The organism is Haloferula helveola, assembly GCF_037076345.1.
Classification (GTDB): domain Bacteria; phylum Verrucomicrobiota; class Verrucomicrobiia; order Verrucomicrobiales; family Akkermansiaceae; genus Haloferula; species Haloferula helveola.
This window is the reverse complement of sequence record NZ_AP024702.1, coordinates 1112266-1126624: the sequence shown is the minus strand read 5'-3', so window position 1 is coordinate 1126624 and position 14359 is coordinate 1112266. Positions and strand designations below refer to the sequence as shown.

Below are 14359 nucleotides of genomic sequence, written 5' to 3'. Positions count from 1 at the left end.
CGGTCAACTACAGGAAAGCCCCGACGCGCCGGTCAAGTCAACAGGCGGACTGGATCTCGCGCATCAGCGAAGTCAGGCCCTGCTTTCCGATGCCGATCCAACCGGCGGCTTGCTGGAGGGTCTTGAGCTCCTTGCGGTCGATTCTGCCGTCGGCGAGCGAGTAGCGGACGAGGGTCTCGAGCTTCTGCCTGCCGTGGGTGTGGGGGAGCTCGTTCGCCGCCCTTTCGGTGAGGGAGGAAACCTTGGCCGCATCCCAGCGGTTGCGGCGTGTCCATCGGTCGAGGACGCGCTGCTCGTCCGCGGAGATCTCACCGTTGCTTGCGGCGAGCTGCCACAATTGGATGTACTCCAACTCACCCAGCTCGGCGGACGAAGGGATGTGTCCGAGGCTCCCCCCAATGTTCTCCCGGATTCGCGCGCGCTTACGGGCTGCATTTCTGGCAAGGAGAACCAACCCGACGGCAAGCAGTATCCCGATGACCGCAAGCACGATCGGTTTGCTGGTCAGGTAGGCGACGGTGAGGGTGGCGAGGCCGACGAGGAATCCGAAGAGCATGCCGATCCATCCCGTGACCCGGTTGAGAAACGGACCGATCACGGGGATGAAAACCAACAGACGGGAAATGCCGGAGAAGAGGATTCCTCCGCCGATCGTGCAGACCACGAGCGCGACGATCCGGACGATCATCTTCACACGCGCCAGGTGCTCCTTGATGGTGATGAGGGCAGGTCCGCGTTGGCCCGCCACGAGGTGGTGGAGGATGCCTTTGTCCTGAATGATGCCTGCGATGAAGCCCTTCTTCGGTTCCGCCTGATGCGCGACGGCCATTTCGTCGCCCCACTTGCCGAAGTAGGTCGCCACTTCCGGAACGGGAATGCCGCTGTAACGGACCCGCTCGTCCCCCAATTGGTCGGAGCGACCCTTGGAGAGGTAGAATTCGTCCTCGCGTGCAACGAGTCCCTCGCTGCTTCCTTTTGACGTGAGAGTGAGTTCGGCGGGTGGGATCGACTGGCTTGGGTCGACGAACTGGATCTTCGCCCCATCGACCGGCAGGTCGGCGATCAGATAGCTCGCGGGTGCGATGGTGTCGGAGCGGAAGACCTTCTTCAGATCCCTATTGCGTTCGTTGTTTTGCAAGGAGGACATCCACTCCTTCGACCAACTTACCCCGTCATCATCCTCGTCGCGGTCCCAAGCGTAGATCTCCGCGGTCCGCCGGACCTGAAGGTAGCCCTGGAAGGAATCCACGTAGCGGCCTTCAAGGGTGAGGCTCCGGTCCATCGCGCCGGTGTGGGAGAACAGGGAGCCTGATGCGAGTCCGTCAACCGTCTCCGCAGGGACCGTGTCCCTCGCCGCTCTGTAGTAGTCGAAGCGGTGCTCGTTCTTCCAGATTGCCGCGATCGAGACTCCCAGAAGGACAAGTCCGAACAGGATTCCGTTGCCCTTTTTGCTCTTCTTCTCCGCCATGGTTCAGGCGGATGTTAGGAGCAGCTGACGGGGATTGGGGAGTGCGAATTGGCGGGCAGATTGGAACGGGTCGTTGATCTTCCATCCGGTTGGACCGACCGAGCCGGCAACCTTACTCCTCAGCGAAGTAGTTCGGAGGCACGTGAACCACCGCACTGGCCGTGATGTCGTGACCACCGCCGCTGTAGTAGGAGCCGATCAGGTAGCTGCCGTTTCCGACGCTGAGGTTGCCGTCCGGCGTGTAAACCGACCCGAGCCAGTTGCTCGTGGCGCCGAGTACGAAGTCGGACTGCGACTCCCAGTAGACCCTTGCGGCGATCTCCGGGTCGACCGAGTCGTCGTCCATCGACACGTAGTTCGTTCCATCGGTCGAGACGAGAACGTTGAGGTCCTTCCCGATCGCAATGTCCCCCACGACGAAGACCCTGATGTCGTACGAACCCGAAAGGTCGAGATAAAGCGTCAGGTCATTTCCCAGTGAAATGGTATTGAAATAGTAGTTCGCGTGGTCGGCCGCCCCGGCGCTGAGGAGCAAGGCCGTATTCGATGAGTTGTTGCTTGAGGAAACGGCGCCGTAGGAGCCCGGCGCCACGATGAACGGCCCCGGAGAGTCCTCATCGATCTCCGGGACATCGATGTCGTCTCCGCCGGCGGTGAATTCGGTGGCATCCGGCAGGCTGATGAGATCGAGATCATCGAGATCGGGGCAGATCGGTTGCTTCACATACGTTGGCGACAACTCGATGGCGGAGCCGGTGACCGCACCGGGGTTCAGAATGACGCCACCGGCGAATGCGTTTCCGACGATACTGCCGCCTACGGTGATTATCCCGCCCGCGTACACGTTTCCGTAAACCGTGGCGGATCCGCTGAGAGTCACGTCGCCATGTGCCCGGACCTCGACCGGTTCGGCCGGGGTGCCGATGATGGCACTTCCTGACAGGAAGACATCGCCAGCGCAGCTGTGGATGTGTCCCCGGACTTCGGAGCCGCCTCCCACCTCGATCGAGCCGTGCGAGAACAACCAGCCTCCGAAAACGGTGCTTTGTGCGCTCCTCAGCAGAATTCCGTCGGCAGAGTGGATATCGCCGGTGACATCTCCGGTTCTGATGTCCACGAACCCCGAGGAAAAGATGCTGCCCGTGACGGTCGCGCTCGACGAGGTGGTCGTCACATCGGCTGCATAGATGTTCCCGTCCACGATTCCCTTGAGTGCGACATTGTCCCCGGTGATCGCGACATCGCCTTCGATCACGGTGTTGTTTCCGAGGGAAATCGCGACATCCCCGAAAACCGCGAATTCGTCGATGGGGTCGTTGTCGGGATCCTCGCCGCAGAGGCTGAGGGGCATTGGCACACGGGCGCGGGCTTCCTTGGCCGTGCCGACATCCACCGTGGCAGTCGCCCAGAAGGTGTCGCCCAGGCGAATGATGTCGACCTGCTCACCTCCCTGCAGGGTCAGGGTGCGCTGACGGCCGTGGAGCCAATCGTTGTCGCGGCAGTGGATGTGCTGTGCGTAGCGCAGGCCTGAATCGGCCAAGTAGTAGGCCCGGGATCCGGCATTGGCGCTGAGGTGGCTGTGTTCGGAGCTGCGCGTGAAAGCGATGACCGAGACGCCAAGAACACCGATGACCAGCGTGACCGCGACGAGGCTGATCAAAACTCCGCCTTTCCGCATGTGCGCTGCGGCGGTGAGGGGGGTGGAGTGGTTCGTTTTCATGATTCGGTTCGGTTGAGCCCCAATGGGGTAGTCGGTTGCCCGACAGGGAATGGATGTCGGGGTGACCGTGGCAGGCCATTGATGGCTATTGATTACGGGTCATAGCGGGGATGGACGATGGTACTGTGGGTGACCCCATTGCTGTTTGCCGACCGCATGCTGATGGTGACGGTATCGGCCGTCGACGAAACCGCGAAGAGGTCGACGTTGTCCAGGAGGATGGCACCCTGCAAGGTAAGGTTGGAGCCCGTGGCGCCGTCCCAAGTCGCGGTTTGGGCGTCGCCGAATCTTTCGGGATGGTTTGAGGTCCATTGCACGGTCCGGCCGTTGCTGACCACGACCGTTCCGCTGCCGGCATAGGTCAGCTCCTTCACAAGTCGGTTCATGGCGGCCTGGATTTTCTGGGAATCTTCCGCGGCTTCCTTGTTGCTGATGAAAATACCGGTCGATGTCACGAGCAGCATCGCGGCGAAAACCAGTGCCAGCGAGCTCAGCACGAGAACGGCGATGATCTCGATTAGCGAGAATCCGGAGCATGTTCTGTCACGGGTTCTCATCGGCGGAGGGGATGGGTGAGAAGTAGGCCGTGAGGCGTTCGCCGCGGGCATTGACCAAGGTGACCCGCAGCACGTTTTCCGTTCCGGGCGGGGGGACGAACTCCACGCCTGCCGCATCGAAATCGACCCATGTGTTCTCAACGAGGGTGTAGGGAGGCGGCGGGTTGGCTGCAGCGGCGTTGGCGATAGCGGTGGAAAGGCCCGCGAGGTCGTTGGGGTAGCTGGTGCGGTAGAGTTGCCATACCGCATCCATTTCCGTTCGGAGACTTTGGGAATCCGGCATGCGCATCAGGGCGCGCCGGCTGCCTTGGAGCCCGGACCCGATCAGGGGCAGGAGCATGGAAAAGAGGACCGCTGACAGTACGAATGTTGCGATCAGTTCGATGAGGGAGAACCCTCTCGGCCTGCGCGACCGCGCAGGTCCGGATTTCTGACGGGTCGAATTCATGGAATGAATCCCGTGTTCGCGCGGATCACAACACTCTCGCTGAGTGACCCTTGAGTCAAGGTGATCGTTTGGTCCGATGCAAGGAGTGCGCCGGCATCATTCAGGGGCCTTCCCCAGGAATCGAAGCGAATGGCGGTTCCGGCCGGCGCCGTCACGCCGTCGGTCAGGGTTCCCTGCGTGGTGGAGGTCCCTGGAACGACAGCCGGCTTGAAACCGGCTCCGGGGACGATCACCTGCCCGATCTGGTAGGTGGTGGCGTCGGTGAATACCAGACGCCATTGGTAAGTGTCGGCCTGGGCCCGGATCTGGGCGTAGCGCAAGTTGGCGCTGAGTTGATTGGCCTGCGTCGCCAGGCTCGCATTGGAGCGCGGAAGGACGCTTGCGGCGATCACCGCCAGGATTCCGAGCAGGATCAGGACGGCGATGATTTCGATGAGGGAGAATCCACCTCGCCGCCGTGCCGCCTGCGGTTGGGTGGTTGGGGTCATGGTTGTCGGGGGTTTCCGCATCCGAATCCCAAGGGCCGGACCGAGCCCTCGAAGGAGTTCCTCAGAGGGACCCGGTCCGGTTTGGGATAGCTTGCATGCGTTGGATTAGCGTGACCAGGTGCCGGGTTGGGTTGCGGTAGAGGCAGCTCGCGTCAGTGCCACACCGGCCGAGCCTTGGAACGAGATCGTTCCGCCTGCGACGGTAGGTGCAGCGCTCCAGGTGTAGTCACCTCCAAGGGCGGTATCCACAGCACCGAACGTGGTCGCGTCGTCCGAGTAGCCGGTGTCCGAGATCAGGACATTGCCCCATGTCAGGGCTTCACGGCCATTCAGCTCGGCGACACCCGCGTCGATCGCCCGGTTGCGGGCATTGTCGGCCATGTCGATGTATTTGGGTACTGCGATCGCGGCGAGAATGCCGAGCAGCACGAGAACGGCGATCACCTCGATCAAGGTGAAACCGCTCTTCCTTCGGGTTGGTTTCAGTTGTGTCTTCATGTTGGTTGCTTCTGTTTCGGGTAAACGGCGGCAGAACCTTCGAATCAGGAGTCTGCGGCCGAGATCGGGGGGCGGGTCAGGGGGGATTGGCCCGAGGCCCATGGCTAGTTTTCCATCCGTTGTGCGGGGGTGAGTTGGGATGAGGATCGTGGATCGTAATCCAGATCATCGTGATCCTCGACGTCGTCGGGCTGGGCGATCGCCAGTCCGGGAACCGAGAACGAGAAGGAACTGCTCGCGAGGTAGTCGCGCAACTGGGACGGCCGGTTGGCTTCGGCCTCGGCGGCATCCCGTGTGATCAGCTTCTGCCGGACTTTCGCGGCAAGCGAGAGCTCCAGCGGACACATGCCAGCCTGAAGTCCGGAGGTCAGCGCGTTGTAGAGCTGGTGGGTATTGCTTTCCCGGATCATCGTGCGCACCGCCGGGGTCGCCAGCAGGATCTCGCGGGCGGCGATCCGGCCGGATCCGGACGCTCGCGGCATCAGCACCTGGGTGACGATGCCCTGCAGGACGGCGGAGAGCTGGGAGCGCACCATCGATTGCTGTGCCGCCGGGAAGACGTCGATGATCCGGTCGACCGTCTGCGAGGTGTCGCTGGTGTGGACGGTGGAAAAAACAAGGTGACCGGTTTCACTGGCCGTCAGCGCGAGCTGGATCGTCTCGAGGTCCCGCATTTCACCCACGAGGATGACGTCCGGGTCTTCGCGCAGGGCCGACTTCAGTGCCGGGGCGAAACCGTGCGTGTGAATGCCCAGTTCGCGCTGCGTGATGCAGGCCCGCTTCTCCGAGTAGGTGTACTCGATCGGGTCCTCGACGGTCAGGATATGTTCTTCGCGGCGACGGTTGATCTGTTCGATCAGGCAGGCGAGCGTGGTCGACTTACCCGTACCGGTCGCGCCGGTGAAGAGCACGAGACCGCGCGGAAGCTCGGCGAACTTGAAGATCGATTTCTCCATCGTCAGGGCCTCCGGCGAAGGGATGTCGTCGGGAATGAGCCGGAAGATGGCGCCGAGCCCGCGTTGCTGGCGGTGGACATTGACCCGGAAGCGGGTGGTTCCCTTGGGCAGGTTCAGCGAGTAGCTCAGGTCGATCTCGAGGTTCTGCCGGAGCGTGTCCACCTGATCCGGCCGAAGGATGCCGATGATGGCATCCTCGCACTCCTGCGCGCTCAGGGGCGGATACTCTTGGCGCAATGGTCGCAGCGCCCCGTCAACCCTGATGGCGGGGCTGCGTTCCGGGGCCAGGTGCACGTCCGACGCACGGCGTGTCACGGCCAGTTCCATTAGCTCGGGAATATTCATGGTGGGGGGTACCGGAATATCGGGGAGTTACTTTTTGTTCACCATCTCGGTCAGCTCCCACATGGGCATGTAGATGGCCAAGGCGAAGAATCCGACCACGACGGTGAGTGAGATGATCAGGATGGGTCCGATGGCATCCGTCATCTTCTTGATGGTGTGCCGGATCTCCGAGTCATAGTGCTCGGAGACGTGCCGGAGCATCTCGTCGAGACGCCCGGACTCTTCGCCGATCTTGACCATGTTGATCAGCATGGGGGGGAAATACTTGGACGAGCTGAGAGGGCCTGCGACGCCGTGCCCTTCCTCCAGCAACTCGCGGACCTTGACGAACTCGGATGAGATGGCGGCGTTGCCTACCGTCTCGGTAAGAATCCGGAGAGCATCGAGGATCAGGACGCCGCTGGCCTGGAGAATGGCGAAAATGCTGGCGAAGCGGGACATCGCGGCTTTGACCAGAACGGGCCCGATCAGCGGCATGGCGATCAATGCCCGGTCACGGGACAGGCGGCCGCGTTCCGTCCGGTTGAAGTAGTGATGGGCCATGAGTCCGGCGATCCCGGCTCCGAGCAGGACCCACAGCCCGTAGCTCGTGAAGAACTCGCTCATCGCGATGCAGATGCGTGTCGGCAGGGGAAGCACCAGCCCCTGTTTGTCGAAGAAGGCCACAAATCGCGGAATCACGAAGCCGACCATCACGACGAAGGCGGCCACCAGCGCTCCGACGACGATCATCGGGTAGCGCAACGCGGACTTGATCTCCGCTTTGACCTGCGCCTCGTGCTCGATCAGATACACCAGCCGGTCGAGGACATCCGGGAGGGTGCCGCTCGTCTCGCCCGCCTCAATCATACTGCAAAAGAGCGATGAGAATACGTCGGGATGCTTTCCTGCCGCGGCGGAAAGGCTGGAGCCGCCTTCGACATCGTCGCGGATGATGCCAGCCAGGCGTTTGAGTCGCGGCTGCTCGGTCTGATCCCTGAGGATCCCCAACGCCTGGGTCATCGGAATGCCGACGCGGACCATGGTGTTGAGCTGTTTGGTGAAAATGATCAGGTCGGTCGGCGGCACCGGCAGGTAGTGGGTGCGCAGGCGCGCGAGAGCGCCACCTTTTGAGTTCCCGACGAGTTGCAGGTCGACCGGGACGAGGTTCGAATCGGCGATACGAGCCAAGGCCTCAGTGGCGTTATCCGCCGTGAGAGTGCCGCTCCGCATTCTCCCTGAGGAGTCGGATGCTGCGTAACTGAATGTCGCCATGACGATTGACCTCCTTTCTGCTTCTGGCTGGCGGTGAGGGATGGCTTTGGGTGACGTTGGGGGGACCCATAGGTCCTCAGAGGGCGACGTTCGCCGCCGCTTCTTCGAGGGTGGTGACCCCCGTTCGGATCTTCTCGGCCGCGTCCTCGCGCATGGTGCGGAAGTTGCCCTCGGAACGGGCCGCTTCGAGCAACTCCGATTCGTCGGCCCTTCTTGCGATCAGCGAATGCAGCTTCTCGGTGATGGCGAGCACTTCGTAGATGCCGACACGGCCGCGGTAGCCGGTGTGGCGGCAGCGGTGGCATCCGCGCGCTTTGACAAACCGGGAGTCGGCATCCGGCTCAAGGCCCCAGAATTCCAAGGCCTTTTGCGGCGGTGTCCATGGCTCGGCGCAGCAGTCGCAGACGCGGCGGACGAGGCGTTGGCCGATCACGCATGAAAGCACCGAAGAGATGAGGAACGGTTCGATCCCCATGTCGATGAGTCGCGAGATTGTTCCGATCGCGCTGTTGGTGTGAACGGTGCTGAGAACGAGGTGTCCGGTGAGCGCCGCCTGGACGGCGATGGTGGCGGTCTCGGTGTCGCGGATCTCGCCGATCATCGCGATGTCGGGGTCCTGCCGGAGGATGCTGCGCAGGCTGCTGGCGAAGGTCATCCCCGCCCGGGCGTTGAGCTCGACCTGGCGGATGCGGGGGATGCGGTATTCGACCGGGTCCTCGACGGTGACGATGTTCACCTCGGGGGCGTTCAGCATCTCGAGCACCGAGTACAAGGTTGTGGTCTTGCCGCTTCCGGTCGGACCCGTGTTGAGGATCATTCCCTGTGGTTTGGCGATCGTGTCCTCGATCTTGCGGATGTCGCCCTCGCTCATGCCAAGCTGGTCGAGCTTGAACACGAGCGCATTCATATCGAGGAGTCGCAGCACGATGTTCTCACCGTGGATGGTCGGCAGCGACGAAACCCGCACGTTGATCTCCCGGCCGCTGATGCGCGCCGTGAAGCGCCCGTCCTGCGGGACGCGGGTGACGGCGATGTCCATCCTACCGAGGATCTTCAGGCGCGACACCACCGAGAGCAGCATCGACTTCGGAATGGGCGGCAGGTCCTTGAGGACGCCGTCCACCCGCAGCCGGACCTGTACATGAGTTTTCTCCGGCGAAACATGCACGTCACTCGCTCCTTCGCGAACGGCCCGCGTGATGATCCAGTCGACGCTGCGCACGGCGGTCGAACCTTCGGCCATGTCGGTGAGCGCCTTGACCTGGGCCTCGATGGCCTCGTCGCTGTCATCTTCCGCTTCAGCCTTGCCGTAGTCGACTTCCTCGATATCGGCCAGAAGCGATCCGATGCCGGACGCCAGGCCGTAGAGGTTGTTCATCAGATCGTTGTACTCGGCCTCCGTACAGATGACGGGTTCGAGCTCCATCTTGACGTGCCGCTGAACCGCATCCATGTCGAGCACCTCGGTAGGGTCGGGCATGGCGACGATGAGGAGGTTCTGCTCCTGACGCAGCGGGACGATGCGGTGCTTGCCGGCCAGAGAGGCGGGCAGGATCGCACCGAGCTCCGGATCCACGGGGTAGAGATCGGGATCGTAGCGGGGGATGTGCAAACGGTCGCTGAGGACGCTCACCATGTCGGTGTCGGTCACCAGTCCTTCGCGGAGGATGAGCTCCTGCGCCTTGAGTCCGTTCGCTCGGGGGGTCTTGCGTGCCCGGATGAAGTTCTCCTCGGAGAGGAGACCTTCGTCCATAAGCATGTCTTCAAGTCTTGCGGTCATGATTCGGAGTTTCCGGTCTTACTTGGAACCCGCCAGCCTGTCGGCAACCTTGGGGAGGATGTGGGGGGTAATGAAAATCAACGTGTCACTGAAAGCATTTCGATCAGCTTGGCTGCGGAATGCGGCGCCGAGGCCAGGAATGTCCTTGAGGAGCGGGATGCCGCCTTCCTGGCGGCTTTTGGTTTCCGAGGAGAGCCCTCCGATCACGGTTGTCTGTCCGTTTGCAAGATACAGGGCCGTTTCCGCCGAGCGGGTCAGGATCGGCAGCTGGACGTTGCCATCGATGATGATCGGCCGGGTGTCGTCGAAGTCGTCCTTGGTCGTTTCGATGTCGAGTTTGACCCAGTTGGTGTCGATCACGTGCGGGGTGACCTGGAGTCGCAACGCGGCCTTCTTGAATTCGATCTGGGAAACGGTGGCGATGCCGGTCCCGGCGGCGGACGCGAACGGCCGTTCCTCGCCGCTTTCGATGGTGGCGGGCAGTTGATCGAGGGTCGTGATCGAGGGGCGGGAAATGATGTTGAGTCGGCCGTCTTCCTGCAGGGCGGACAGCTGGGCCTGCAGGGCGGTGCTGCCGGTGATGAAGTTGACTCCGTAGGTGAAGCCCGAATCGGCGGGGTCAAAGCCGGCGGGGAAGTTGGAATTGAATCCGTCCGGACGCGGTGTGGTGCCCAGCATGAAGTTGCCTGGGTTGCCGTACAGGCCCCACTGGACGCCGAGCTCGCGGGCGACATCGTTGTTCGCCTGGACGATGGTGGCCTCGATCAGAATCTGATAGGTCGGCTGGTCAAGACCTGCGATCATCTTGCGGGCGCGGGAGATGTCGGCCGGAACCCCGTGAAGGATGAGCTGGCCGGTATCCTTGTTGGCCTGAACCGTGAACTGGTTGTCCACGAGCGGCGGAAGCACGCCTTCGCCTGCCGGATTTCCGGCCGCGGTCTTGGCGTACATGGTGGAGCGCACTGCTTCCGCAAGACTGTCGAGGTCGGCATAGTGGATACGGACCATGCTGACCTGAGTGGGCTCGGACCGCATCCTTCTCTCGGAGGCCTCGAGCTGTTCGTGGAGCGCGGACTCCATGGCGATCTTGCTCTGGACATCCTGGAGGGAGTACACGCTGAGGAGATCTCCCTGGAGGTCGTAGTGGTAACCCCGCGCCTCGGTGATGGCGAGGAACAGGCGGTCCCAGCGGGTTTCGCGCCGGAGACTCACGCGGATCGGGCCGCTGACGTCGTTGCTGATGAGGACGTTCAGGTCGGCGGCGTCAGCGAGCGCGCGCAGAAGGACGCCGACATCCATGTCCCGGGTGAGAACCATGTTCTTGACCGCGATCTGGGGCAGTGGCTCGCTTTCCTCGAAATCGAACGGGTGGTAGGTCGCCACGCTGTCGTGGATATCCAGCGCCGGAGGGAAATTGGGAGCGGGCGGAGAGTTCCATGCCGCGGCTTGGGCCAGCTGCTTCCATTCCTTGTAGGTCGCATCGTCGGTGGCCGAGTCCGGCGGCATCGGCGGCATCGTGCAACCCCCGACCAGCAGGACCGCTACGAGGCCCGCGCAGAGATGGCGAATGGATAGGTGCGACGTGAAACGGTCGCGTTGTGTAACAGACATGGTTGTCATCGGCTTGTTCATTACGATGCTCCTGCGGTTTGGTCCCGGCTGCCCGGGATCTGCTCTTGTTCGAGAGGGACGTCGACCGGGTCGGTGGCTCCCCGGCGAATCAGTTTGACGTGGTCGGAGTGGATCTCCGAGAGCTGGAATTCCCCGCCTTCGATCATTTCGCCGGCCCGGTAGTCGCGGCCGTCGATGATGGCGATGGGTTGTGATCCGATATTGATGAAGCCCGTGTACTGCGGAAGCTGGGTGGACTCGACCTCACGTTTCCGTGCCGCAAGGGGGCGGTCACGTAGCGGATTGCGGGCCCATGGAGTGGCTGCCGCGGCCAGAATCCGCTCCTCGCGATCCGTCAGTTGTCCCTTCTTCAGGTTCACCTGCACACTGGCGATCAGCGCCGTGAGGTCCGGCCGTGCCGGCGGCGGCGAATCCGCAACCGGGCTGGCGGCTCCCGATACGAAATACACCCCAGCGCCGATGGCGGCGACGGCGACGATACCGAGCAGGACTTTTTCGCGTGAGGTCATTGGATTGCCAGCCAGACCGAGAGACCGATCTCGTTTCCGAGGTCGGTGACATCGATGGCGAAGGATTCGATGGATTCGACGAAAGGCATGTGGTTGAGCCGGTTGATGAGCGGACTGAAGGTCATGAACTCGCCACGCATGCGGACATCGACCCGCAGCAATTCGCGTCCGCCCTCAAGGGAGCGGACCTGGGGGGTCGCCGAGACGAGTTCCACCCCGGACACGCTCGCGAGGGTCTCGAAGACATCCGGCAACTCGGCGAGGTCTTCGATCTTCAGCGGCTCGAGCTCATTAACGGAGATCCCCTCCGGAAGGGACTTCTCCTTCCGCTTCTGCAGCGACTGATAAACGGGAACCAAGGTCCGTTGTTGCTTCAGGTCGGCTTCCAACTCGCCGATCGAAGCTTCGGCCTCTTTGATGTCTCCGACGCACGGAAGCACGCCGCCGAAGACAAGCGCGAGTGTCGCCAGCACGAAGATGGTCGGAAGAACCATCATCCATCGGGCGGATGCGATCGCGTTGCCTCCCGTGGTCTTCATCGCTTGGTCACCTCCTTGTTGCTGTCGTCAGCGGTCTTCACGTTCAGCGTGAAGGCCAGAAGCAGTTCGTCCGCACTTTCGACAAGTTCCGTCGACTCGACCTCGACCGATTGAAAAATCCCCGACTGGGCGAGCCGGGCCACATAGATCGTGAGCGCGGTTTCCAGCGAGGTCCGGTCTCCCTTCACCACTCCTTTCAGAAGCATCGAGTCCTCTGCTTCGGCGACGGTCTTCTCCTCCTTGTCGTCCTCTCCCGAGGCGTCCAGAAGCATTACGGAGCTGTCCATCGCGGCTGAGACGTGGAGGAGAGAGATGTTCTCGGGCGTCAGCCTCGTGACTTCGGAAAGCAGGGCGGGCGCCTCGTAGCGGCTGGTCGCGGCCCTCCGGCGCTCCTGGATCGCACGGACTTCCTCACTTTCCTTCTTGATGCTTGCGGCGTCGAGCCGCGGACCCAGTTGCTCCAAATTCCATGCAAGGCCGTCGCGCTTGCCGTTCAGGCTTCGCAGTTCCAGCCGCTGCAGGCCGTAGAAGATCGCGGTGCCCGCCGTTACCAAAAGCAGAAGGATGGTAACCAGCGTCGCGGCCTTGCGCTGCTTTCCTTCGTTCTGCCGATCCTTATAGGTTTGGGCCAGATTGATTCCGTCCTGACCCGCCTCCAGAGCCAGACCGAACGCGGGACCGTAGGCGACCCGTTCCGCAGTGTCGGCGGGCAGGGATGCGTCGGTCTCGATTTCCGGTGCATCGAACGGATCAATGGCGATCACTTCCAGCGGCAGGCCTTGGGAAATATAGTCGAACAGTTTTCCGCGGGCAGCGATCGAACCGCCGAAGTAAACCGTCTCCAAGGGTTCGCCGTCGAAATTGCTTTGGTAATACTGAACCGTCCGTTCGATCTGCCGCACGGTGCGTTCGAGAACCGGTCCGAGCAGCTCCATCGAGCTCTTGAGTCGCCGCTTGTCATCGGCGGACAGACCTTCCTCCCCAAGTCCGAGCTTGAGGACCAGTTCGCAGGCTTCCTCGTAGCTCGGTGTCGGGTCGAGGTCCTTGACCAGTGCTTCGGCAAGGATCTCGAGTCCTCCCGGAATGTTGCGGGTGAAGACCAGCCGCCGGTCGAGCAGCACGCTCACGCTGGTCGCGTGCTCGCCCATCTGGCAGATCATGACCGGCGTCTTGGGTGTCTCCCTGTTGCCGAGGTTGACGACATTGCGCAGTGCGAACAGAGAAAGTCCGATGCCACTCAGCGGGTAGCCGGCGTGGGCGAACGTCCGCCGCAAGCCGTCGACTTTCCGGCGCTCCACGAGCGCTCCCGTCACGTTCAGGCTCTTGTCGAATTGCTCTCCATGCTCGACTTGGAAATCAACCGCCGTTTCTTCCTCAAGAAATGGATCTTCTCGCTGGAGGCCCCAATAGACCGCTCCCGGAAGTCCGGCAGGGTTCACCTGGGGGATCTTGATGTGATGGACGTTGGCTCCGCCCAGCTTCGGTGCGGCCCAGATCGAAATGTCCTTCAGCGATCCGCAGAACTGCTTGAGCGCTCCCTTGAGCGTTGAGACGAAAGCAGAGGATTCGAGCTCCGCGTTCGCATCGTATTCAAAGGCCTGACACTTCTCGAAATGAACCTGCCCTCCAGCGCTCCGTTTCAGGAGCACGAGGTGGATCGTATCATACCCGATCTCCACGCCCACGAGGGTTTCCTGTCGCGAAGAGCGGCGGGATCGGTTCGGGGGTTGGGGACTCGGGTTGACTGGGTTGAGGGAGTCAGGCGTCATGAACAAAGGGGGGAGGCCAAGTCGCCAGCACCGCCGGCCCTGCAGGGCTCGGCTTCGTAAGGGGCTGGAAGCGGCTTTCGGCCTCTAGTTGTTCGCGAGGACGATGTGCTATCTGGTACCTTGAATGTGCCGCCGTTGGGGGAGCAACGGAGGGACTCTGATTTCGCAGCAGCTCGCTCTTTGGGGGGCAAGCACGCCTTGAATAGCTATATCACTTAACTAGTAGGTATTCCGTTCTAGCAGAAAGTATGCGCAAGTGTCGAGACAAAACATGGATGTTTGCACGATCCCATCCGTGTCGAGGTGAGGGGAATCCTGTAAGTTCTAGGCTCGGCTGATGCTTCTCACCGAGCGCTGCAAGAAGATATGGGGACGGCTCAATGAGCGGGTCCGCAC

The 14359-nt window shown here is 62.1% G+C and carries 13 protein-coding genes and 1 pseudogene; all 14 read right to left on the bottom strand.

The features are described from left to right. Positions 1 to 37 precede the first annotated feature (37 nt). Positions 38 to 1468, bottom strand: coding sequence for a TMEM43 family protein (locus tag HAHE_RS03905; RefSeq protein ID WP_338688784.1), 1431 nt, complete (start codon positions 1466 to 1468; stop codon positions 38 to 40). Positions 1469 to 1580: 112 nt separating this feature from the next. Further along, the gene (locus HAHE_RS03900; protein WP_338688782.1) at positions 1581 to 3188 is read right to left on the bottom strand and encodes a polymer-forming cytoskeletal protein; all 1608 of its coding nucleotides are present in this window, start codon (positions 3186 to 3188) and stop codon (positions 1581 to 1583) included. 92 nt (positions 3189 to 3280) lie between these two features. Further along, a complete protein-coding gene (locus HAHE_RS03895) occupies positions 3281 to 3745 on the bottom strand; it encodes a type II secretion system protein (protein ID WP_338688780.1) in 465 nt (154 codons plus the stop codon). Then, positions 3732 to 4085: a hypothetical protein gene (locus tag HAHE_RS03890; RefSeq protein WP_338688778.1), complete on the bottom strand. Its 354-nt coding sequence runs from the start codon at positions 4083 to 4085 to the stop codon at positions 3732 to 3734. The genes HAHE_RS03895 and HAHE_RS03890 overlap by 14 nt, the downstream gene beginning before the upstream one ends. A 3-nt stretch (positions 4086 to 4088) precedes the next feature. Next, positions 4089 to 4193, bottom strand: a pseudogene (locus HAHE_RS21715) (prepilin-type N-terminal cleavage/methylation domain-containing protein); the annotation flags it as partial. Next, complete coding sequence (locus tag HAHE_RS03885) at positions 4190 to 4681, bottom strand: prepilin-type N-terminal cleavage/methylation domain-containing protein (RefSeq protein ID WP_338688777.1); 492 nt, start codon at positions 4679 to 4681, stop codon at positions 4190 to 4192. The pseudogene HAHE_RS21715 and the gene HAHE_RS03885, both read right to left, overlap by 4 nt. 105 nt (positions 4682 to 4786) lie before the next feature. Next, entirely contained in the window at positions 4787 to 5179 is a 393-nt protein-coding gene (locus tag HAHE_RS03880) for a prepilin-type N-terminal cleavage/methylation domain-containing protein (protein WP_338688775.1), read from the bottom strand. Positions 5180 to 5283: 104 nt separating this feature from the next. Further along, entirely contained in the window at positions 5284 to 6480 is a 1197-nt protein-coding gene (locus HAHE_RS03875; protein ID WP_338688773.1) for a PilT/PilU family type 4a pilus ATPase, read from the bottom strand. Positions 6481 to 6507: 27 nt separating this feature from the next. Continuing rightward, positions 6508 to 7650, bottom strand: a complete 1143-nt coding sequence (locus HAHE_RS03870) for a type II secretion system F family protein (RefSeq protein ID WP_338688771.1) — start codon at positions 7648 to 7650, stop codon at positions 6508 to 6510. A 160-nt stretch (positions 7651 to 7810) separates the two neighbouring features. Further along, positions 7811 to 9514, bottom strand: a complete 1704-nt coding sequence (locus HAHE_RS03865) for a GspE/PulE family protein (RefSeq protein ID WP_338688769.1) — start codon at positions 9512 to 9514, stop codon at positions 7811 to 7813. An 18-nt stretch (positions 9515 to 9532) separates the two neighbouring features. Further along, positions 9533 to 11125, bottom strand: coding sequence for a secretin N-terminal domain-containing protein (locus HAHE_RS03860; protein WP_338688767.1), 1593 nt, complete (start codon positions 11123 to 11125; stop codon positions 9533 to 9535). Positions 11126 to 11145: 20 nt separating this feature from the next. Continuing rightward, a complete protein-coding gene (locus tag HAHE_RS03855) occupies positions 11146 to 11655 on the bottom strand; it encodes a hypothetical protein (RefSeq protein ID WP_338688765.1) in 510 nt (169 codons plus the stop codon). Further along, positions 11652 to 12194, bottom strand: a complete 543-nt coding sequence (locus HAHE_RS03850) for a hypothetical protein (RefSeq protein ID WP_338688764.1) — start codon at positions 12192 to 12194, stop codon at positions 11652 to 11654. The genes HAHE_RS03855 and HAHE_RS03850 overlap by 4 nt, the downstream gene beginning before the upstream one ends. Then, positions 12191 to 13879 carry a pilus assembly protein PilM gene (gene pilM, locus HAHE_RS03845; protein WP_338688763.1) on the bottom strand — a complete coding sequence of 563 codons (1689 nt, stop codon included), beginning with the start codon at positions 13877 to 13879 and terminating at the stop codon, positions 12191 to 12193. Before pilM ends, HAHE_RS03850 begins: the two co-directional genes overlap by 4 nt. Positions 13880 to 14359 lie beyond the last annotated feature (480 nt).